The 19,974-nt window shown below is 61.0% G+C and carries 14 protein-coding genes and 2 pseudogenes; 4 read left to right on the forward strand and 12 right to left on the reverse strand.

Features of this window, described 5'->3' with window-relative positions; all coding sequences use genetic code 11:
- The 12 genes and pseudogenes from BSU04_RS11840 to BSU04_RS11895 form a co-directional block, all read right to left on the reverse strand.
- Positions 1-583 (reverse strand): annotated as a pseudogene (locus tag BSU04_RS11840) (hypothetical protein); the annotation flags it as partial.
- Positions 584-1,211: 628 nt separating this feature from the next.
- Positions 1,212-1,502, reverse strand: a pseudogene (gene garD, locus BSU04_RS11845) (galactarate dehydratase); the annotation flags it as partial.
- Positions 1,483-2,421, reverse strand: coding sequence for an ABC transporter permease (locus BSU04_RS11850; RefSeq protein WP_089160786.1), 939 nt, complete (start codon positions 2,419-2,421; stop codon positions 1,483-1,485). The pseudogene garD and the gene BSU04_RS11850, both read right to left, overlap by 20 nt.
- Positions 2,421-3,311, reverse strand: coding sequence for an ABC transporter permease (locus BSU04_RS11855; protein WP_089160787.1), 891 nt, complete (start codon positions 3,309-3,311; stop codon positions 2,421-2,423). Before BSU04_RS11855 ends, BSU04_RS11850 begins: the two co-directional genes overlap by 1 nt.
- Entirely contained in the window at positions 3,308-4,387 is a 1,080-nt protein-coding gene (locus BSU04_RS11860; protein WP_089160788.1) for an ABC transporter ATP-binding protein, read from the reverse strand. The genes BSU04_RS11855 and BSU04_RS11860 overlap by 4 nt, the downstream gene beginning before the upstream one ends.
- 91 nt (positions 4,388-4,478) lie before the next feature.
- Positions 4,479-5,630, reverse strand: coding sequence for an extracellular solute-binding protein (locus BSU04_RS11865; RefSeq protein ID WP_373452823.1), 1,152 nt, complete (start codon positions 5,628-5,630; stop codon positions 4,479-4,481).
- Between the two features lie 509 nt (positions 5,631-6,139).
- Entirely contained in the window at positions 6,140-7,624 is a 1,485-nt protein-coding gene (locus tag BSU04_RS11870; protein ID WP_089160790.1) for a heavy metal sensor histidine kinase, read from the reverse strand.
- A complete protein-coding gene (locus tag BSU04_RS11875) occupies positions 7,621-8,307 on the reverse strand; it encodes a heavy metal response regulator transcription factor (protein ID WP_047846805.1) in 687 nt (228 codons plus the stop codon). The genes BSU04_RS11870 and BSU04_RS11875 overlap by 4 nt, the downstream gene beginning before the upstream one ends.
- A gap of 127 nt (positions 8,308-8,434) precedes the next feature.
- On the reverse strand, positions 8,435-9,892 hold the full coding sequence (locus BSU04_RS11880) for an efflux transporter outer membrane subunit (RefSeq protein WP_089160815.1): 1,458 nt from the start codon (positions 9,890-9,892) through the stop codon (positions 8,435-8,437).
- An 86-nt stretch (positions 9,893-9,978) separates the two neighbouring features.
- Positions 9,979-11,202, reverse strand: a complete 1,224-nt coding sequence (locus BSU04_RS11885; RefSeq protein ID WP_089160791.1) for an efflux RND transporter periplasmic adaptor subunit — start codon at positions 11,200-11,202, stop codon at positions 9,979-9,981.
- A gap of 15 nt (positions 11,203-11,217) precedes the next feature.
- Positions 11,218-14,472: an efflux RND transporter permease subunit gene (locus BSU04_RS11890; RefSeq protein WP_089160816.1), complete on the reverse strand. Its 3,255-nt coding sequence runs from the start codon at positions 14,470-14,472 to the stop codon at positions 11,218-11,220.
- Between the two features lie 332 nt (positions 14,473-14,804).
- A complete protein-coding gene (locus BSU04_RS11895; protein WP_089160792.1) occupies positions 14,805-15,683 on the reverse strand; it encodes a LysR substrate-binding domain-containing protein in 879 nt (292 codons plus the stop codon).
- A gap of 170 nt (positions 15,684-15,853) precedes the next feature.
- Here BSU04_RS11895 and argH point away from each other — a divergent pair, with 170 nt between their 5' ends.
- The 4 genes from argH to BSU04_RS11915 all read left to right on the forward strand — a co-directional run bounded on the left by argH (position 15,854) and on the right by BSU04_RS11915 (position 19,881).
- Complete coding sequence (gene argH / locus BSU04_RS11900; protein ID WP_089160793.1) at positions 15,854-17,299, forward strand: argininosuccinate lyase; 1,446 nt, start codon at positions 15,854-15,856, stop codon at positions 17,297-17,299.
- Entirely contained in the window at positions 17,293-18,177 is an 885-nt protein-coding gene (locus BSU04_RS11905; protein WP_089160794.1) for an amino acid ABC transporter permease, read from the forward strand. The genes argH and BSU04_RS11905 overlap by 7 nt, the downstream gene beginning before the upstream one ends.
- Before the next feature lie 28 nt (positions 18,178-18,205).
- The gene (locus BSU04_RS11910) at positions 18,206-18,970 is read left to right on the forward strand and encodes an amino acid ABC transporter ATP-binding protein (protein WP_089160795.1); all 765 of its coding nucleotides are present in this window, start codon (positions 18,206-18,208) and stop codon (positions 18,968-18,970) included.
- A gap of 74 nt (positions 18,971-19,044) precedes the next feature.
- Positions 19,045-19,881, forward strand: coding sequence for an ABC transporter substrate-binding protein (locus tag BSU04_RS11915; RefSeq protein ID WP_089160796.1), 837 nt, complete (start codon positions 19,045-19,047; stop codon positions 19,879-19,881).
- The last annotated feature ends 93 nt before the right edge of the window (positions 19,882-19,974 follow it).

Genomic DNA, 19,974 nt, shown 5'->3' on the forward strand with positions numbered 1-19,974 from the left:
CACCTGACCCGCCGCCCGAACCGCCGTTGCCGTTGCCGTTGCCGTTGCCGTTGCCGTTGCCGTTGCCGTTGCCGTTGCCGTTGCCGTTGCCGTTGCCGTTGCCGTTACTGTTACTGCTGCCGGACCCTGCTCCGTTCGCACTGCCTGCGGATGGCCCTGATGTACCGCTCCCGCTGCCGCCCGTGCCGCCGCCAGAGGTGCTACCCGACGAACCAGCCGAGGCTCCGCTCCCCGTCCCCTTGCCTTGGTTACCTGATCCTGCACCGCTGCCTGAAGTCCCGTTCGACGAATTACCGCCGTGCCCTTCAGCGGCGATGCCCGTATTAGACCCAGTCGCCGACGCCACGGCAGAACCCGACGTCTCCGAGCTGGATGCATCGGACTCCATGCCATATCCATCGTTCACGGGTCCGCAATTTCCCGCCATCAGCTTGTGATGGCTGTCATAACAAGGCAGCAACGGCGCCGCTGAAAGTAGTGTGCTCCCGGCTTGCGCATTGGCCATCGGCGGAATAGCGCTGGCGATAACAATGCAACTCACTCTAAGTGCGGTCTTCAGATTCTTTTTATAAGCAGTACTCATATTTCCCCCGGATTTAAACGCGTCTTTGTTCCGCGTTCCTCATCAATCAAGGACGCGATGTGAACCTAGAATGACAGCATGGGAGAAGCGTTCTGTGCGCTGCGCCACGTGAGCCTGGGGAGATGATTCGAAAGAGTGCGAGAGAGCGCAGAGAACGTTTGCGCATGCCGGTGAAAACCATATGGAAAACCCGGGGTGCCGATCGAAAACCCTGATTCAAGTCCTGTTTTATAAGGGTTTCATCAGTTTGGAATGCCGGTCACGTATCCGATTCCGACGCGCCCGGATCTGAGCAACGCGATGAGGCTCAAACGTGTAGGAAGCAACCATCGACGATGTTCCGGCCATGGTTGCCGCGTCATCTTGTAGAGGGAGAAAGGGGTTGGCGAGACAATCCAAAAAACGAAGCGAAAATCACAGCGACGAATATGGATACACCAGCGAATGTTGCTGAGGAGATGAAACGAAGGATGGTAATGCGAGGGAAAAGAGACCAGCGCTGTCCAGCCGGATTCTCTATCGGCTGACAACAGTCATGTAAACAACCGCATAGGCATTTTCAACAACCGGCCGATCAGGTCACCGGCGCGGGATTAAACAAAGTAAGCGCGTTATGCAACTTCAAATGCTCGACAATATTCGACAACGCGCCTTTCTCGTTTCCGGGCGTCGTGTTCGCGCTGCGATCCGCGCCGCCACGCTTCAGATACGTGTCGTACCACCGCATCTCGCGGATGATCGCCCGCGCAACCTCGGCGTTGGCAGCGCGGCTCGTCAAGTGGGACACGCCATCGCGAAGTTCGGGCACGTCGGCAAACATCACCGTCGCGCCCGCACGCACCAGCAGATCGGTCGCCAATCCCACTCTAAGGTGACTGCTCACGGCTGCTCGCCCATCACTACCGCTGTTCCTTGACCCGCGAAACGAGTTGCGTCGGGCTCACGAACTGCAGCGCGATCAATACCCATACCAGCGTGATCGCCATGTAGATCATCGCCATTGCATCAATGGATTGAGGCGCGCGCACACCCGTCGAAAAGACCGCGTAGTACAGCGCGACCACCAACGTCTGCGTGGTTGGCCCGGCGGTAAAGAACGTCAGTTCGAACATGCCGATAGTGCGAACGAGCACCAGCAAGCCCGCAGCCAACATGCCCGGCATCAGCAGCGGCAACAGCACATAGCGGAAATACTTCGCCGTGTTCGCACCAAAAATACGTGCGGCTGCTTCAAGGTTCGGATCGATCTGTTCAATGAACGGTGTCATCACGAGAATGACAAACGGCAGCGCCGGTACCAGGTTCGCCAGGATCACGCCGCTCAACGTCCCGGCAAGACCAACCTTGTACATGACGGTTGCCATCGGGATGCCGTAGGTGACGGGCGGGACCATCAGCGGCAGCAGGAACACGAGCATCGCGAAACGCTTGCCTCGAAATTGCACGCGGGCAAGCGCATAGGCGGCCGGCACGCCCAGTGCGATTGACAGGATCACCACGGCGCCAACCACCTCCATCGTCACCCACAACACGCTCGCAAGCTGGAAGTCGCTCCATGCCTGAGCGTACCAGTGCAGAGTGAACCCGGGCGGCAGCAGCGTGCCGAACCAGCGCGTCGCGACCGAGTTGACAGCCACGGTTGCAATCAGCAACAGGACGTTGAACAGGAAAAACGCCATCGCGCCCCAGACGAATAGCTTCCAGAGCCGGTCCCCAAGGCTTAAGCGCGGTTTCATCGGCTTGGCCGGTTGTGCACCGTCGTTGCGGCTGTCGCGAGGAGCCGAGGCTTGCGGGGAAGTGGGAACTGTCCAGGCAGGTGCATGATTATCGGTCGCCATCAGCCTTTACCTCCGGTCACCGGACCTGTGTAGAAGAAGCGGCGCGTGCTCAGCATGCCTGCCACCACCAGCAACTGTACGAAGCCCATCACCATCGCAATCGCGGAGGCGAGAGAATAATCATAGCTTTCGAATGCGGCTTCAGCCGCGGCTATCGAGATCACCCGCGTGGGTCCGGCCGGCGCACCGAGCAGCACCGCCGACGGGAACACCGAGAACGCCTGCACGAATGACAAACACGCGGCCATGGTCAGCCCCGGCATCAGCAGGGGCAGGTAGATCTGTCGAAACTGCTCCCAGGGACTGGCCCCCAAGGTGGCCGCGGCGCGCGCCAGTGTCGGGTCGATGCCGGTCACGTACGAGAGCGTCAGCAGAAAGGCAAACGGAAACCCCGACACGATCAGCGATATCAACACGCCCCAATAGTTATGCGTGAGACGCACTTCATCGCTATATAAATGCAGTCCATGCACCGCCTGCGAGAACCAGCCGTTCGGACCGAAATAGGTCAGCATGCCATCGGCAATCAGCACGGTGCCGAGCGTCACAGGGATCACCAGCAGCGTGGTCACGAACTTCTGATACGGCGAATTCCGGCGCAAAGCGAACGCGACCGGAACCGACAGACCTACGTTGATGATCGTCGCCGGCACCGCTAGCTTCAAGGTCACGATGATGGTCGGCCACATCGCCGTATCGGTGAAAAAGGCGATGTAGTTGGCGAAGGCGGAGCCGCCGTTCATCGGCTGGAACGACAGCACGAGGCCGTACACGAACGGATAAACAAACAGCGCGAGGATGAAGATCAGCGCGGGAGAAACCAACCACGCTTTGGCGTCACGCGGGACTGCAGCCGGCAGGGGAGCATTTGGCAGGGTTGGCGAGCTCATGGCGTTTCCCCGTCGTACACCAGCGTGCGTGATGGAGGAACGCGCAGACAAATGGGTTCACCTACCGCCACGTCACCTGTCACGCGCGCCCACAGATTGCCGAACGCGGCCTTCACGCGGATCAGCGAATCGTGGCCGCCGTATTCCACCGTCAGTACCTCTGCATCGAACGCATTCTCGGCTCCCGGCGCAGCGCGTTCCAGGTCTTCGGGACGCATGGCGACACTCACGCGCTTGCTGTCGAAGCCGGCCATTGGCATGCCAATCAGCCGCACGCCGTCCGAGCTCACGGCCACTCCTTCGCCCTGCATGCCTTCCAGCGTAAATTGGGCCACGTTCCGATAACCCAAGAAACGCGCGACATGCAGGTTGCCGGGCCGTTCATAGATTTCCTTCGGCGACGCGACCTGCTGCACGCTCCCCTCCCGCATCACGACAATGCGGTCGGCCATCGAGAGCGCTTCGTCCTGGTCGTGCGTCACGTAGATCGTCGCGCGTCCGAGCTGGCTGTGAATGCGCCGGATCTCGGCACGCATTTCAATGCGCAGCTTGGTATCGAGATTCGACAGCGGCTCGTCCATCAGCACGAGTGACGGTTCGATCACGATTGCGCGGGCAATCGCAACGCGCTGCTGCTGACCGCCGGACAATTGCCCCGGCAGCTTCTTCTCCTGACCAATGAGCTGCACCATCTGCAGCGCTTCATAGGCGCGACGGGCGGCTTCGCTCTTCGCAATGCCGCGCATCTTGAGGCCGAACCCAACGTTGTCGAGCACGGACATATGCGGGAACAGCGCGTAGTTCTGGAACACCATGCCAAAGCCGCGCTTTTCCGGCGGCAGGACGTCAATCCGCTGGTCGTCGAGCCAGATCTGTCCGCCGGTCAGCGGTTGCAAGCCGGCAATACAATTAAGCGCCGTCGACTTGCCGCATCCGGACGGCCCGAGCAGCGCGATGAATTCGCCGCGCTGGATGTTCAAGGCAAGACCACGGAGCGCCGCGACCGCCTGACCTTCGGCGTTCATGAAACTGCGGCTGACCGAATCAAGACGCAACTCATCAAACTGATGCTTCATGGCAGGTTCCTGAGGCTGATAACGACACCGTGCAACGGACTTGACTTGATTGCTCTAAAGCAATCATCAAGCCGCTGCACGGCCGCGAAAATTACTTCGATTTCTGCGACCCGATCTCGCGGTCCCACTTCTGGAACGCGGCGACCATCGCGGTGGCGCTCAGCGGCACCACATGCGGACGGTCAGCCAGCAGCTTCGCGTATTCAGGCCGGCCGTACTTCTTGATGACTTCCTGGCTCTTCGCCGGGGCCGAGTCGATGGTCACGCCCTTGACTGCCGGACCCGGATAGAAATAACCGTCATCGAAGGTCATGGCCTGCTGTGCGGGTTCAAGCATGAAGTTCATCATCTTGTAGAGCACCTCGAGCTTTTCCTTCGGCACGCCGTTCGGGATCACCATGTAGTGGGCATCGTTGACCCACGTCATGTTGTCGAAGGCCTGGACCTTGTATTCGGCCGGCACAAGGCCAAGGGCGCGCGGGTTGATGTCCCAGCCGGTCACGGTCACCGTCATGTCACGCGAGCCTTCGCCCAACTCCTTCATCACCGCTGACGTACCGCCCGGGTAATACGGAATGCAGTCGTTCAACTGCTTCAGGAACGCCCAGGTCTTGTCCCAGCCGTTGATCGGGTCTTGCGGATTCTTGTCGCCGAGCACATACGGCAAGCCCATCAGGAAAGTGCGGCCGGGACCGGAATTGGCAGGACGTGCATAGATCAGCTTGTCCGGATGCGCCTTGCACCATGCGAGCAATTGCTCAGGCGTTTTCGGCGGATCGGTCACCTTGGCCGGGTTGTATTCGATCAGCGGACCCGCGGGCATGTACGTCACTTCAATCCCGTAGCCTTGCGCCAAGTCCTGCATCTTGCGCGGACCGGGCGCGTATTTATCGAGTACGCCCGGGAATGCCGCGGCCTGATCCGGCAGCAGTTTCATCCAGAGCTTTTGTTCGATACCCGCGGCAAGCGCGTCCGTGCCGGTCAGCACGAGGTCGATATCCGAGCGGCCGGCAGCCTGCATCGCCTTGATCTTGCCGGGCAACTGCGGCGCGGGCGCGTTCGTGAACGTGATGCTGGAGACGAGTTGCGGGTACTTCGCCTTGAAGGCCTCGAACGCCTTCTGCGTCAGTTGCAGGTTGCCTGCCACATCCACGATGTTGATCGCCACCGGGTCCGCCGCGTGCGCGGCAGGTGCGGTAACCATGGACACCGCGGTAACCGCCGCCACTGCGCTCAACGCCATGCGCAGTGCCCCCAGCTTCGCCGACAAACGGCCGGACAGAATCATTTCGTCTCCTCGCTCTTTGTATGGATCTTATTGCGGATCGATTTGAGGCCGATGCCGCCACGCGACACAAATGGACCGCGGCCAGGATCAGCTTCGCGGCGCATTTATCGATGTATGTTGTCGTATGAGAACATAACTGTCGCAGGGCAGGTTTTCTATCACCGTAAACCCTTAAACGCGATCCCTTCGCCCTCCCGTTCAAGATCGGACAGATATCGTCTTTTCCCTTATGGATGGTCGTTCCCACGATTTGATCCCGCGTGGGATAAGATCGATACGGAGGCTTGATGACATCGGATGGGGACGCGAATATCATCGACCATGTTGTACGACAACCTATCTTTTGAAAATGATTGCAGATGCCGCGCTCAGTGGCGCGGAAAAGACGAATAAAGGGGATTATTGCCCGAGGGGCCGCTCCCCGGCGCGCGAAGCGCCGGGCAAGCCTTGTACCAACATCACATTCAGTGACTTGCCGACGCCGGTTGCAAGGGGACATCGGACGACGCACCGGACGACGCGCCGGACGACGCTTCCACCAGCGCATTGGCGGCCGGCATTCCAGGCACACTCTCCTGCTCGCTGCGCGACGCGGCGACCGAGAACGCGAATGTGTTAAAGCCCCCGGCGCTCGCAGCAAACACCTTGCCACCATGCATTTCCGCGGTCGCCTTGACGATTGCCAGGCCCAGTCCATGGTTCTCACGGCTGTTGGTCCGCGAGACCTCGGCGCGGTAAAACCGGTCGAACAGATGATCGAGCACGGCGGGCTCAATAGGCTCCCCCGGATTGGTCACGGCCACGCGCACCAAGTCGCCTTCACGCGCAATCGAAACCTTGATGGTCGATCCTGGCACGCAATGCTGGATCGCGTTCATCAGGAGATTGATGCACGCCCGGCCAAACAACGACTTGTTCACCCGCACGAGCGCGTCGCCGTCAGCGATCGCACGCACGTGCGCCTCCTCGAGCGGGATCTCTAAAAATTCCAGCGTATGGGCAACTTCTGCAGCCAGCGACGCATCGACCAGTCCCGTCGCGCGTTCGCCCTGATCGGCCCGGGCGAGGAACAGCATGTCGTTGATGATCGCCCGCATGCGCTCGAACTCTTCCAGGTTCGACTGCAACGTGTGACGCAAATCTTCCACAGAGCGGTTGCGGGTCAGCGCCACTTCGGTCTGCCCGATCAGGATGGTAACGGGCGTGCGCAACTCGTGCGCGACATCGGCATTGAACGATTCAAGGCGCCCGTAAGCGCCGTCAAGACGCTCGAGCGCTCCGTTGAATGAGTTGGCCAGATCGTTGAGTTCCAGCGGCAGCGAGCGCGTATTCAGCCGCTGCGAGCGATTGTTCGGGCTCACCGCCGACGCGTCCCGGGTCAGCCGCGTGAGCGGCGCAAGCCCGATCCGGGTGACCCAATAACTCAGCAGCAGCACCCCGAGACTACCCAGGGCGGACAAAGCCGCTAGCGCAAAGCCGAAGGCGCGCATGGTTCGCGCGTTGGCCGAATAACCGGCCGCGACCTGCAGCATCACCGCTGGCCGCGTGCCATAAGCGGGAAGCTCGACCGTGTTGGTCAGCATGTCGTTTTCGCTGCCGGGGCCGGTTCGTACCCGTTCGTAGCCGCCCGACCATCGGTCCATGACCTGTCCGGTGACCGGTTTGCCGAAGTGGTAGGACGAATCGGCGCTCCACACTGAATACAACGTGACGCCGTCGCGCGGAGTCATGTCAGTGAGCTTTTCGCGCGCCATTTTCCATTTTTCAGGCGTGATCGCGTGATACACGATGATCCGCGCGATCTGCGTGCGGTCGTCGAGCGACTCGCGCAAATGCAATTCGAGTTGCGTGCGCAACACCAGGAAAAGCCCGGTTCCGACCAGCGTAAAGACAAACAGCGCGACGGCCGCGAACATGAAAGCCAGACGCCGGGCGATTGATCGATTCATGATGTTCCCGCTTCTTCGCGGACCTCCAGAACGTAGCCCATGCCGCGCACCGTGTGCAGCAACTTGGTCGGGAAGGGGCCGTCCAGCTTGGCCCGTAGACGTTTGATCGCGGTTTCCACCACGTTGGTATGGCTGTCGAAATTGACGTCCCAGACCAGTTCGGTGATTGCCGTCTTCGACAGGATATCGCCCTGGCGGCGCGCCAGCACGCTCAGCAACTGGAATTCCTTGGCCGTCAGGTCCAGCCGCACGCCGTCACGCGTGGCGCGCCGGCCGATCAAATCGACATACAGGTCGCCCAGCGAGATCAGCGTCGACTCCTGCACGCGGGTGCGCCGCGCCAGCGCATGCAGCCTCTCGACCAGTTCCAGGAAGGAGAACGGCTTGGTCAGGTAATCGTCGGCGCCTTCGCGCAGGCCCCGCACCCGGTCGTTGATCTGGTCGCGCGCGGTCAGCATGATGACGGGGGTCGCCTTATGCGCGCGCAGCGCCTTCAGCACGCTGAAGCCGTCGCGTTTGGGCAGCATGACGTCGAGCACGATCACGTCGTAGTCGAATTCGATCGCGAGATGCGTGCCCTCCTCGCCGTCAAGGGCTACGTCGACAATCCACCCCTGCTCCGTCAAGCCGGAGCGCAGATAGTCAACGACCTTGTGTTCGTCTTCCACGATGAGCAATTTCATGCGCGCCTTCTTGTGTACGTCTTCCCATTATAGAAAAACGTTTTCTCTCTCCCTGCGGCGAGTGGCGTAACCCGGTCTCGCGTGGTCCAGCGCGGTCCGGGTCGGGACCCGCCAATCGCGCGTCAAATCAGTTTGGCGGGTTGGTTGCCGCCGTTTTCTCCGGTGCTGCCGCGTTGACGTCCCAGCCGCCCCCCAGCGCCTTTGCCAGCGACACCGACATCGTCCATTGCTGGCCATGAATCTGCACATCCTGACGCTCGCTCGTGAGCAGCGACTGCTGAGCGGTGATCACATCGAGGAAGGCAACCAGCCCGCCCGAATAACGATCGTTGGCGAGCGAGAGCAAACGCCGCGCGTCCGTGACGGCCTCCTGCGACTCCTTCGATGCCGCATCGAGCACCGATAACCCGGTCACGCCATCCTGCACCTGCTGGAATGCATTAAGCACCGTCTGGCGATAGTTTGCTTCGGCCGCCTGATAACCGGCGCTTGCAAAGTCCACATTGGCGGCGCGCCGGCCGCCATCGAAGACGACTTGGCCGAGTGTGGCGCCCAGGGTCCACATCAGCGTGGGCGCGGTCAGCAGGCTGGCGAACTGCGTGCTTTCCCAGCCGATGCCCGGCATCAGCGAAAGGCTCGGGAAAAACGCAGCTTTCGCCACGCCGATCTGCGCATTTGCAGCCGCCATCGCGCGTTCCGCGGACGCAATGTCAGGACGCCGCTGCAGCAGATCGCTCGGCAGTCCAAGCGGGATCGTGGGGACGGAAGCATCGATCACCTTCGGCGCAATGGCGAACTGCGGTGCGGGCACGCCGATCAGCGCGGCGATCGCATGTTCGAACTGGGCGCGCTGGTTGAGCAGCAGGCGAGCCTGGACCCGCGTGGAATCGAGTTCGGATTTCTGTTGCAGCACGTCGAGCCCGGACACCGAACCGAGGTCATGCTCAGTGCTCACGTAATCCAGTGCCTTCTGCTGCAGGACGACTGACCGGTTCAACACGTCGATCTCGGCATCGAGTTCGCGCATCGAAAAGTAGTCGCTCGCGAGGTCCGTGGTCAACACGAGCCGCGCGTTGGCGAGATCGTCTCGCGATTGCTCGGCAGACGCTGTCGCTCCTTCGACTTCGCGGCGAATCCGGCCAAACAGGTCGGTGTCGTAGTTGATAGTCGGACCGACCGTGATGTTGTTCTGCACCGTCGACTGTGTCGGCGTGGCGTAGTTGGTCAGTGGCCGGTTCTGCGATATCCGGAAGCGTGACCCGCTCGCGCCGAGATCGACCTCGGGCACCTGCTGCGCACGGTTGTTGGCGAGCGTCGCACGCGCCTGCGCGTAATGGGCACTTGCGGCGGCGAGCGTCTGGTTCTGCGCAAGCGCCTGCTGTTCGAAGCCATTCAACGATTCATCGCCGAAACTCGCCCACCATTGCGGGGCCAGCGGCGCGTGCGACGGCTCGGCGAGACGCCAGTACGAATCGGTGTGCCACGCGGGCGGTGCATCGGCGTGAGGCTGCTTGTAGTCCGGCCCAACCGTGCAGGCGGACAGCAGGACCACTCCGGATGCGACCACGGTCGTACTCGCGATCAGGGTCTTGAGGGTCTTGAGGCTCTTGAGCCGTGCCGGCAGAATCGGCCACTGAATCGGCCACTGAACCGGCCTCGGGCGCGCGCGCTTCACGATGTCCCCTTCTTGGCAGGCTGCTGCGGCGCGATCAGGACATGGTCACCGTCTGCAATGGAATCGCTTGGATTGATGATGATCTTGTCGGTTGCTTCAATGCCGCTTTCAATCTCCAGCGACTGCCCCAGGTCCTGCGCAATCACGATCTTGCGCAGATCGACCTTGCCGTTCTGATCGACGACCGCAACCCGTGGCCCTTCGGAGCGGAACAGTAGCGCGTTGCCCGGCACCAGCAAGGGCGCCCGCACGGTAGCAGGCAGCGAAACCTGAACGTACGCACCGGGCCGCAGCTTGCTATCGGGATTGGGCAAGCGCACTTCGATCTGCAGCGACCGGGTCGGGACGTCGATCGCGCCGGAGATATGAGCGATCGAGCCGTGGAACTGCTGGCCCGGCAACTCCGCCTGCGTGACGATGACATCCTGCCCTTGCGTCACGTTCTGCGCATAAGCCTGCGGAAGCTGTACATAGACTCTCAGCGGGTCCGACTGCGCCAGCGCGAAGAGCGCACGGCTCGCGCCGCTGCCCGCATCGATCAAATCGCCCACATCCACGTTGCGCTGCGTCACCACACCCGCGAACGGCGCGACGATGCGCTTGAACGATTCAAGCTGCTTCAGGCGCTGCACGTTGGCGTTTGCTGCCGCAAGATTCGCGACATCCTGGGTGTAGGTGCTCTGGCGTTCATCGAGTTCCTGTTGAGAGACGGCATCGCGTTGGCGCAGTTGCTGCCAGCGATCGAAGGAACTCTTCGCGAGCACGAGACTGGACGAGGTCTGATCCCGTTGCGCCACTGCTTGCGCGAGTTCCTGGTCGATTTCAGGCGTATCGAGATCGGCGAGCAACTGGCCTTGCTTCACCCGCGTGCCGATATCCGCATACCAGTGCAACAGATAACCCGTGGCGCGTGCGTAGATAGGCGACTCCACGTAACCGCGCAACGTGCCCGGCAGCAGGGTGTTGCCGCCACCCACCGCTTGCTTGGGCAAGATGACGTTCACGTACACCTTCGCGTTTTGCTGCGAGGTTGCAGCCACCGAGTGGCTTTGCATCACGTCCGACACCACCGTGCGTCCGGCGCCAAGCACGAGCAGGACCAGCACCACGATGACGGCGATCTTCGCGCGTTTCCATTCCCGGCCCCGAGGCGGCAACGCGTGCCCGTCCTCGGTATCCCTTGCGGGAATCGCCAGCGAAGCATGAGATTTTTCAGTCATATCAGTCAGCCATATTTAACTTGGAACGTGCTCGCCGGCGCCATGGCCCGGGCCATCATGGCCTGGGTTGCCGCCTGAACCGCCGCCTGAACTCCCGCCGCCATGATCATCCCGGTCACCCGCCGAACGATCACGCCGCCGGGCCAGCCGGCTGTGAATACCCGCAAACACGAGCGGCACGAAAAAGAGTGTGGAAACAGTAGCGAACAACAATCCGCCGATCACCGCGCGGCCGAGCGGCGCGTTTTGTTCGGAACCCTCGCCCAAACCAAGCGCCATCGGAATCATGCCGATGATCATGGCGAAGGCCGTCATCAGCACCGGCCGGATACGGCTTGCACCGGCTTCCAGTGCCGCGGTCAGCGGAGGTGCGCCGGCTTGCAGCCGCTGGCGCGCAAAGGACACCATCAGGATACTGTTTGCGGTCGCCACGCCCATCGTCATGATGGCCCCGGTGAGCGCCGGAACGCTCAGGTGCGTGCCGGTGAGGAACAGCATCCAGACGATACCGGCAAGCGCCGCCGGCAACGCGCTGACGATAATCAGCGGGTCGACCCACGACTGGAAATTCACCACGATCAGCAAATACACCAGCACGATCGCCATTGCCACACCGACACCCAGGCCGAAGAACGACGAACGCATGGTCGCGACCTGGCCGCGCACGACGATCTGACTGCCGCGCGGCAACGTTGCGCGGGCCTGGTTCACGAGCTTGTCGACCTCTGTCGCAATGCTGCCGAGGTCACGCCCTTCCACGCTCACGAACACGTCGATGACCGGGCGGATGTTGTAGTGGGTGACTACCGCGAACTGGCTTTGCGGCGTGACCTGCACGAGGTTGCCAAGCAACTGCGTGGGCCCGGTGGCGCTGCCTGAAACCGGCGTGCGCAGCAGTTCGTCGATCGATGAAATCTGGTACTGCGGTGTCTGCACCGCGACTGAATACTCAACGCCGTTCTTGTTGTTGAACCAGAAACCCGGCGATGTCTGCGAGCTGCCCGACAACGAAATCAGTACGTTCTGCGCGACGTTGTTCGCCGTGAGGTTGAGCTGCTGGAGCCGGGTGCGATCCATCTGAAGGTTGAGCGCGGGTTCGTCGAGCTTCTGCTGGATGTGCGTGTCCACCGTGCCGGGAATCTGGCGGATCGCTTTCATGAGCTTCGCGGCAACTGCGAAATTGCCCTTCTGGTCGGCCCCGGAAATCTGCACGTCAATGGCGGCCGGCAACCCAAAGTTCAGGATCTGCGTCACGATGTCCGCAGGCTGGAAGAAAAACTCGACGCCTGGAAAACGCTGCGGCAGCACGGCGCGCAACTTGTCCACGAAGTTCTGCGTGGGTTCGTGGTCCGGCTTCAACGCCACCTGGATTTCTCCGTCGAGCGTACCGATCGTGCCCGCGTTGCTGTAAGACAAGTTGATGCCGCTATACGGCAAGCCAAGGTTGTCGAGGAGCGTGTTGAGTTGATCCGCCGGCACGACCTGGCGCACCACTTCTTCGACCTGGTCAGCCAGCCGCGCGGTTTCCTCGATGCGCGTGCCGGTCGGCGCGCGCATATGCAGGCGGATGTCGCCGGCGTCGACCGTCGGAAAGAAGTCTTCACCGAGCACGAACACCAGTCCCACCGACAGCACGCAAAAGCCAAGAAACAGCGATGCGAACATGCGGCGGCGCACGAGCAGCGTGCTCAGGATCACGATGTAGGTGGCGCGCATGCGCTCGAAACCCGCATCGAAACGGTGATACAGCCGCATGAACAGATTCGGCTTCGAACCGTTCTTCGGCTTGTGCGCGTGGCCCATCAGCAACATCGCGAGTGTTGGCACCAGCGTACGCGACAGGATGTATGACGCGAGCATCGCGAACACCACGGCTTCGGCGAGCGGCACGAACAGGAATTTCGCCACGCCGGTCAGGAAGAACATCGGCACGAACACAATACAAATACACAGCGTGGAGACGAGCGCGGGAACTGCGATTTCGCCGGCCCCTTCAAGAATGGCCTCGTGCAGGTCCGTACCCATGTGCAGGTGCCGCTCGATGTTCTCGATGGTCACCGTTGCATCGTCGACCAGGATACCCACCGCCAGCGCGAGCCCCCCGAGCGTCATGATGTTGATGGTCTGCCCGAGCGCATGCAGCACAAGCAGGGATGAGAGGATCGACAGCGGAATGGAAACCGCGATGATGCAGGTGCTGCGCCAGTTGCCGAGGAACAGCAGGATCATCGCGGCCGTCAGTGCGGCGGCAATCAGCGCTTCGTGGATCACGCCCTGCACTGCTGCCTTGACGAACACCGACTGATCGAAAAGCGGGGTGATGGTGAGGTCTGCTGGCAACGAGGCCCGGGCGTTCGGCAGCAGCGCGTAAAGCGCATCGACGATAGACAGCGTCGATGCGCTGCCGTTCTTCATCACCGACATCAGCACGCCGCGATGCCCGTTCTGACGCACGATATTCGTCTGCGGAGAGAAGCCGTCGCGTACATGGGCGACCTCTCTCAGGTAAGTGGTTGCACCATTGAGCGTACGCACCGGAATGTCGTTCAGCGCGGCTATGGTGGCCGGCGAACCATTCATGTTGATCGTGTATTCCTTCATGCCGATCTTGGCCGTGCCGGTCGGCAGGATCAGGTTCTGCGCATTGAAGGCGCTCACCACGTCCGACGGCGTCAGGCCTTTCGCCAGCAGCGCGCGCGTATCCAGATCGACCGAGATCAGCCGGCTTTTACCGCCATAGGGATAAGGCACGGCTGCACCGGGAATGGTCACCAGCTGCGGGCGCAGGAAGTTCAGGGCGGAGTCGTTCAGGTCCTGCTCGGAGAGCGTGGGACTGGACAATCCCAGCTGGATCACCGGGATACTGGAGGCCGAATAACTGATCACGAGCGGCGGCGTGGCACCCGGCGGCATCTGCTTCAACTGCGCCTGCTCCACCGCCACCGTTTGGGCAATGGCCGTCTGAATGTTCGCGGTGGGTTGCAGGAACACCTTCAGGATGGCGATGCCGGGCAGTGACTGCGACTCGATATGTTCAATATCGTTGACGGTCGTGGTCAGGCTGCGCTCATTGACCTGCGTGATACGGTTGGCCATGTCCTCGGCTGACAGGCCCGTGTAAGTCCAGATAATGCTGACGACAGGAATGTTGATGTCCGGCAGCACGTCGACCGGCGTTGTCAGGAGCGCAAACGGCGTTGCCAACAGGATCAGGATGGCCATCACGATAAACGTGTAGGGCCGCTTTAGCGCAACGTTGACGATCCACATTGAGACGCGCTCGAAAAAAGCAGGAAAGAAGAATGAACCGCTTGGATTCAGCGACGACACCATTCAGGCAAAGCCACTTAGGCAAAGCCATTAGGCAATGTCTTGCACACGGCGAGCCGGATCGAGTGCGGCCCGAAGCCATGCGGCCTTTCATGCAGCCAACAGGCCACGGATAGGCAACTCATGCCCTGATCTTAACGGGCAGGTGCCAACGCCTAGATGGCGCCAAAATGGCAGAAATGTCAGGAAGCGGATCTTTCCGCTGATTTGTCAGAGGCAAACGTTTTCGCGCCGTCGGGGCTGCTTTTCATACCCGATAAAAATAGAAGACTTCACGCCAGTTTCGAGTCGACCCACGTTACAAAAGCAGCCACCAATGGCGCCTCCGTCAACTCATGCCGACGTATCCAGTAATACGCATGCTTGGCCGGCACGGTGACACGAAACGGACGAACGAGCGTGCCATCGGCGAGATCGTCACGGACGGAAAAGCTATCGCCTAATGCTACGCCTTGTCCCCGCACTGCGGCTTCGATTCCCACATGCGCAATGCCGATTTCAAGAATGCGCAAACCTTCAGGCTTGTCAGCCGACGCCTCCGCCAACCATCGCCGCCACGATCCGGCGTGCTCGCAGAACAAGGTCCGGTTCGCGAGGTCCTGCACCGTGCGAAGCGCCCGAGGTCCGTTCATCAGCGCCGGGCTCACAACGGGGAACAGGACCGGATGCATGATGAGCTTGACGTCGCGGTCACGCCAGCGGCCCTCGCCATATCGGACGCAGAGGTCGACATCGGATGAATAGATTTCCTTGTCGTCATTGGACGGGATCAGTTTTAAGTTGACTGCGGGGAATTGCTCCAGGAAATCACCTATATGCCGTGCGAGCCACCGCGAGGTGAACAACATCGGCGCCGATACAACCAAGTCTCCCGCAATGACGGGCGAATCCAGCCTGACCACTGCCGTCGCGATCATGTCGAACGCGTTCTTGACCGGCTGCAAGAGCGCCTCGCCGGCGGGCGTCAGTTTCACCCGCGCCTTCGAGCGGATGAACAACGCCACGCCAAGCGTGCTCTCCAGCACGCGCACCTGATGGCTGACGGCGCTAGCCGTGACATTGAGTTCCTCGGCCGCGCTCGCAACCGTGCCATGGCGTGCTGTTGCTTCGAACGCACGCAGGGGATTGAGCGGGGGCAGCCGATGGCGCATGGGCAAGTCTGGAGAACGTGAAGAAACGAGAGATGCTGAGAAAAATTTGATTTAAGGCGAATTTAATTCTCTCTACAAGCAAAAAATTTGATTGCGTAAGCTAGGCGTCATTCTGAAACGCTCGCAGGGAACCTCGTGGGCGCACTGCTTCGGCAAACTTTGGCAAACACATGAACACTACTGACTCAACCGAAGACTCAACCGAACGCCTCTGGGGCGGCCGCTTTAAATCAGGGCCCTCGCTGGCGCTGGAAAACCTGTCCCGCTCGGACCCAAGCTTCTTCCGACTCGCCCCCTACGATCTCGCCGGCTCGCGCGCTCATGCAAACGAACTGAGGCGAGCCGGGATCCTGAGCGCCGACGAGCTTCAACAACTGCTCGACGCGATGCAGCAAATAGAGACCGAGTTCGTTGCGGGCGACCTCGCCCCTATCCTTGCCGACGAAGATGTCCATACCTTCCTCGAGCGCGAACTGACGCAGCGTCTCAAAGCGATCGGCGGGAAGTTGCGCGCGGGCCGCTCACGCAACGATCAAGCGGCGAACGATTTGCGTCTATATCTGCGCGACAAGGCTCGCAAGCTGGCGTTGGTGATCATCGAACTGCAGCATGCGCTGGTTGAACAGGCCGAGGCGCACATACAAACCGTCACGGCCGGCTTCACGCATCTCCAACCGGCACAGCCGATCGTGTTCGCGCATCAGTTGCTCGCGCATGCGCAGTCGATTTATCGCGATGTCGACCGGCTGGTCGACTGGGATCGGCGCAGCGCGCGTTCGCCGCTCGGCGCGGCGGCGCTGGCGGGGTCCGCGATCTGCTTGCGGGCCGATCTGTCCGCGCTTGAACTCGGCTACGACGGTCCGTGCGAGAACTCCATCGACGCCGTCGCCTCGCGCGACCACGTTGCCGAGTTCACGTTCATCACAAGCATGCTGGCCGTCAACTTGTCGCGGCTCTCCGAAGAAGTGATCCTGTGGACCTCGCGGCAGTTTGGCTGGGTCGAACTCGACGATGCGTATGCAACCGGCAGCTCGATCATGCCGCAGAAGAAAAACTCGGATATCGCCGAGCTGACACGGGGCAAGGCGGGCCGGTTGATCGGTAACCTGAGCGGGTTGCTCGCCACGCTCAAATCGCTGCCGTTGGCTTACAACCGTGATCTCGCAGAAGACAAGATCGCCGCGTTCGATAGTATCGATACACTCGACCTTGTCTTGCCTGCCATGGCCGGTATGATCCGCACCATGCATGTGAACGTCGAGGAAATGCGACGCCAGGCGCCGCTCGGGTTTACGCTCGCCACCGAAGTCGCGGACTGGCTCGCGCTGCGCGGCGTGCCGTTCAGCGAAGCACACGAGATCACCGGCGCACTGGTGAAAGCTTGCGAACAACAAGGCATTGAACTGGGCGAGGTGTCGGTGGCAACCCTCGCAGCGGTGGATGGGAGACTTGAACCCGGCGTCCTCGATCACGTCACGCTGGACGCCGCCGTCGCGGCGCGCAGGGGTTACGGCGGCACCGCGCCGGCACGCGTGGCCGAACAGATCGCGCGCCTGCGCAGCGCTACTGAAGAACAAGTCGCGTGGGCGGCTTACTACAAGGGACCTTCATGCTGAGCGCATCGAACGACCGTGCATCGGCGTCCGGCAACGCCGACAGCTTTACCGATATCTCGCAGTTCGAACACGTGCCGAGGCGTTACTACGGGCGTTATCTCGCCTCTGTCGTTATCCTCGCGATTGTGGCGTATATCGTCGTGGCGTTTGCGCGCGGACAGATCGACTGGGTCGTCGTGGGGCGCTTCCTGACAGCCAAGTCGATCCTTAAAGGCCTTGGCAATACCATCGTCATGACGATCCTCGCGATGGCGCTGGGTATTGTGCTTGGGGTGATCGTCGCAATCATGCGGCTCTCGACCAATCCAGTCTTGCAAGCAGTCGCGCAAGCCTACGTGTGGCTGTTTCGCGGCACGCCGGTGATCCTGCAATTGTTGCTGTGGTTCAACCTCGCGCTGGTGTTTCCGGTCATGGGCATTCCCGGCCTGTTCGAAGTTCGCACGGTCGACATCATGACGCCGTTCCTCGCTGCCCTGCTCGGACTGGGGGTTAGTCAGGGTGCCTACACATCGGAAGTCGTGCGCGCGGGGCTGCTTTCGGTGGACACCGGCCAGTACGAAGCCGCCAAGTCGATTGGCATGCCGAAACTCCAGGCACTGCGGCGCGTGATCCTGCCGCAGGCCATGCGCGTGATCGTGCCGCCTATCGGCAACGAACTGATCGGCATGGTGAAGCTGACCTCGCTCGCCAGCGTGATCCAGTACGCGGAGATGCTGCACAGCGCCGAGAACATTTACTATGCGAACGCTCGCGTGATCGAATTGCTGATGGTCGCGGGCGTCTGGTATCTGGTGGTTGTCACGGTGCTTTCCCTGCTGCAGTCCCGAGTCGAATTGCGCTTTGCGCGCGGCGCGGGACGCGCGTCCGCGAAACAGTAGCCCCACCCATACGCGAACCCAGGCAACAATGAACCCACTAGTCAAAGCGGTCGACCTGCGCAAGTCCTATGGCGAATTCCAGGCGCTGCACGGCATCAATCTCGATGTCGCAAAGGGCGAAGTGCTGTGCATTATCGGGCCTTCCGGCTCGGGCAAAAGCACCTTCCTGCGCTGCATCAATCAACTCGAGACCATTAGCGGCGGCGCGCTATGGGTGAATGACGAACTGGTCGGATACCGGCGCGTCGAGAACAAGCTTTATCCGCTGTCCGAAAAGCAGATGGCGCGGCAACGTCTTGCGACCGGCATGGTATTCCAGCGCTTCAATCTTTTTCCGCATATGACGGCGCTGGAAAATGTGATCGAAGGACCAGTCCAGGTGTTGAAGAAGAAAAAATCCGAGGCAGTTGAAGAAGCGCGGGCGTTGCTTACGCGGGTCGGGCTTGGTCACAAGTGCGACGCGTTTCCGGTCGAGTTGTCGGGTGGCCAGCAGCAACGTGTCGCCATTGCACGGGCGCTTGCCATGCATCCTCAACTCATGCTTTTCGACGAACCCACCTCGGCCCTTGACCCCGAGCTGGTGGGCGAAGTGCTGAGCGTGATGCGCGATCTCGCCAAGAGCGGCATGACAATGATCGTGGTCACGCACGAACTCGGCTTCGCGCGCGAAGTGGCGAATCGCGTGGTCTTCATGGACCAAGGCAAGGTAGTCGAAACCGGCACGCCCGAACAGGTGCTGTCGCGACCGCAACAACAGCGTACTCAAGAATTCATTTCGGCCGTGCTTTCCTAGCGTCACCGCGCGCGTGGCAACGGCATTTAAACCGGCTATTACCCCCCGTCAACCTCCTCGTCCAGGCGATTTTTATGATCAATTCCTTGTTCCGGCGAACCCTAGTCAGCCTCGCTTTTGGCGCAGTGTCGTTCTCTGCGTCGTTGGCTCACGCCCAGACGCCCGTGGCGGGCAACGGCACGCTCACGGCCGCCATCGTGCCGAACTATCCGCCGTTCGAATACAAGGACCCGGCAAGCGATGAACTGACCGGCTTCGACGTCGATCTCGGCGTCGCGCTAGCCGCAAAGATGGGGGTGAAACTGAAGTGGGACGAGACCAACTTTGACCAGATGATGAGCGCGCTGACCACGCATCGCGTGGATGTGATCCTGTCGGGTATGACGGACTTGCCGACGCGCCGCGAGGCAATAAACTTTCTTGACTACATCAAGTCCGGGCCGCAGTTTTACACGCTGAAGGCGCGCGCCGGCGACTTCCCATCGATCGAAACAGTGTGCGGCAAGCATGTGGGCGCGAGCCGCCGCACGTCGTGGCCGGACGACATCAAGACGTGGAGCGACGAGCACTGCGTCAAGGCGGGGAAACCAGCAGTGCTCGTGGTGGGTACAGATGGTTCAGCCGACGCTCGCCTGCAGTTGCGCCAGGGACGCATTGACGCCGCCGTGCAAGGTGGTGAAACGCTGCCCTATCAGAACACCCTTGAGAAAGATGCGTACGCGCCGATCGGCCAGCCGTTCCTGTCACAGTACTCGGCGATTGGCATGGCGAAGAACAGCCCGGCTTTGAACGATGCGCTGAGCCAGGCATTCGGCAAACTGATCGCCGATGGTACCTATGCAAAGATCCTGAAGAAATGGGGCTTGCAGGAACACGCGGTGTCGAAGGTCATCATCAATTCGCAAGAGTAAGAAGGCGACGGGCATACGCTTGATCGACGCGTATACGGAAACGGGCGTTGTCAGAGGGAACCCTTCGACAACGCCCGTTTTACTTGAAGCTTC

Source organism: Caballeronia sordidicola, from assembly GCF_002220365.1.
In the GTDB taxonomy this organism is placed as follows: domain Bacteria; phylum Pseudomonadota; class Gammaproteobacteria; order Burkholderiales; family Burkholderiaceae; genus Caballeronia; species Caballeronia sordidicola_C.

What these genes read in the sequence shown, in the direction of transcription:
- BSU04_RS11875 (WP_047846805.1), bottom strand. Translation starts at nt 8,307, where the DNA reads ATGAAATTGCTCATCGTGGAAGACGAACACAAGGTCGTTGACTATCTG.
- BSU04_RS11860 (WP_089160788.1), bottom strand. Translation starts at nt 4,387, where the DNA reads ATGAAGCATCAGTTTGATGAGTTGCGTCTTGATTCGGTCAGCCGCAGT.
- BSU04_RS11910 (WP_089160795.1), top strand. Translation starts at nt 18,206, where the DNA reads ATGAACCCACTAGTCAAAGCGGTCGACCTGCGCAAGTCCTATGGCGAA.
- BSU04_RS11865 (WP_373452823.1), bottom strand. Translation starts at nt 5,630, where the DNA reads ATGGCGTTGAGCGCAGTGGCGGCGGTTACCGCGGTGTCCATGGTTACC.
- BSU04_RS11890 (WP_089160816.1), bottom strand. Translation starts at nt 14,472, where the DNA reads ATGTGGATCGTCAACGTTGCGCTAAAGCGGCCCTACACGTTTATCGTG.
- BSU04_RS11855 (WP_089160787.1), bottom strand. Translation starts at nt 3,311, where the DNA reads ATGAGCTCGCCAACCCTGCCAAATGCTCCCCTGCCGGCTGCAGTCCCG.
- BSU04_RS11905 (WP_089160794.1), top strand. Translation starts at nt 17,293, where the DNA reads ATGCTGAGCGCATCGAACGACCGTGCATCGGCGTCCGGCAACGCCGAC.
- BSU04_RS11870 (WP_089160790.1), bottom strand. Translation starts at nt 7,624, where the DNA reads ATGAATCGATCAATCGCCCGGCGTCTGGCTTTCATGTTCGCGGCCGTC.
- BSU04_RS11850 (WP_089160786.1), bottom strand. Translation starts at nt 2,421, where the DNA reads ATGGCGACCGATAATCATGCACCTGCCTGGACAGTTCCCACTTCCCCG.
- BSU04_RS11885 (WP_089160791.1), bottom strand. Translation starts at nt 11,202, where the DNA reads ATGACTGAAAAATCTCATGCTTCGCTGGCGATTCCCGCAAGGGATACC.
- BSU04_RS11915 (WP_089160796.1), top strand. Translation starts at nt 19,045, where the DNA reads ATGATCAATTCCTTGTTCCGGCGAACCCTAGTCAGCCTCGCTTTTGGC.
- BSU04_RS11895 (WP_089160792.1), bottom strand. Translation starts at nt 15,683, where the DNA reads ATGCGCCATCGGCTGCCCCCGCTCAATCCCCTGCGTGCGTTCGAAGCA.
- argH (WP_089160793.1), top strand. Translation starts at nt 15,854, where the DNA reads ATGAACACTACTGACTCAACCGAAGACTCAACCGAACGCCTCTGGGGC.